Origin of the sequence: Ottowia flava (genome assembly GCF_008017535.1) — a bacterium.
Classification (GTDB): domain Bacteria; phylum Pseudomonadota; class Gammaproteobacteria; order Burkholderiales; family Burkholderiaceae_C; genus Ottowia; species Ottowia flava.
Window position 1 is genome coordinate 1 of sequence record NZ_VRUA01000051.1, and the last position, 1,048, is coordinate 1,048.

Consider the following 1,048-nt stretch of genomic DNA (forward strand, 5'->3'; position numbering starts at 1 on the left):
CTTCCATGGCGATGGGCGCGATCAGCTTGACGGTGATCGACACGTTGTCGCCAGGCATCACCATTTCCTTGTCGGCCGGCAGCTCGATGGAGCCGGTGACGTCGGTGGTGCGGAAGTAGAACTGCGGACGGTAGTTGTTGAAGAAGGGGGTGTGGCGGCCGCCTTCGTCTTTGCTCAGCACATAGACCTCACCGACGAATTCGGTGTGGGGCTTGATGGAGCCGGGCTTGCACAGCACTTGGCCGCGCTCAACGTCTTCACGCTTGGTGCCGCGCAGCAGGATACCGACGTTATCGCCAGCTTGACCCTGGTCGAGCAGCTTGCGGAACATCTCGACGCCGGTGCAAGTGGTTTTCTGCGTGGGCTTGATGCCGACGATTTCGATTTCTTCGCCGACTTTGACGATGCCGCGCTCGATACGGCCGGTCACGACGGTGCCGCGGCCGGAGATGGAGAACACGTCTTCCACGGGCATGAGGAAGGCGCCGTCGATGGCGCGCTCAGGCGTGGGGATGTAGCTGTCCAGGGCGTCGGCCAGCTTCATGATGGCTTCTTCGCCGAGTTCGCCGGTGTCGCCTTCCAGGGCCATGCGGGCCGAACCCTTGATGATGGGGGTGTCGTCGCCGGGGAATTCGTACTTGGAGAGCAACTCGCGCACTTCCATTTCGACGAGTTCGAGCAGTTCGGCGTCGTCGACCAGGTCGGCCTTGTTCAGGAAGACGATGATGTAGGGCACGCCGACCTGACGCGACAGCAGGATGTGCTCGCGCGTTTGGGGCATGGGGCCGTCAGCGGCCGAGCACACCAGGATGGCGCCGTCCATCTGGGCAGCGCCGGTGATCATGTTCTTCACATAGTCGGCGTGGCCAGGGCAGTCCACGTGGGCGTAGTGGCGGTTGGCGGTCTCGTACTCGACGTGCGAGGTGTTGATGGTGATGCCGCGGGCCTTTTCTTCGGGCGCGTTGTCGATCTGGTCGTAGCTCTTGGCTTCGCCGCCGAACTTCTTGCCCAGCACGGTGGCGATGGCCGCCGTCAGCGTCGTCTTGCC

Annotated in this window: 1 protein-coding gene; it reads right to left on the reverse strand. The window is 63.1% G+C overall.

All coding sequences use genetic code 11. The annotated features are described in order from the left end of the window. Positions 1–1,048 (reverse strand): elongation factor Tu (gene tuf, locus FVQ98_RS19520; protein WP_147915121.1); only part of this gene is annotated, 1,048 nt, incomplete at both ends.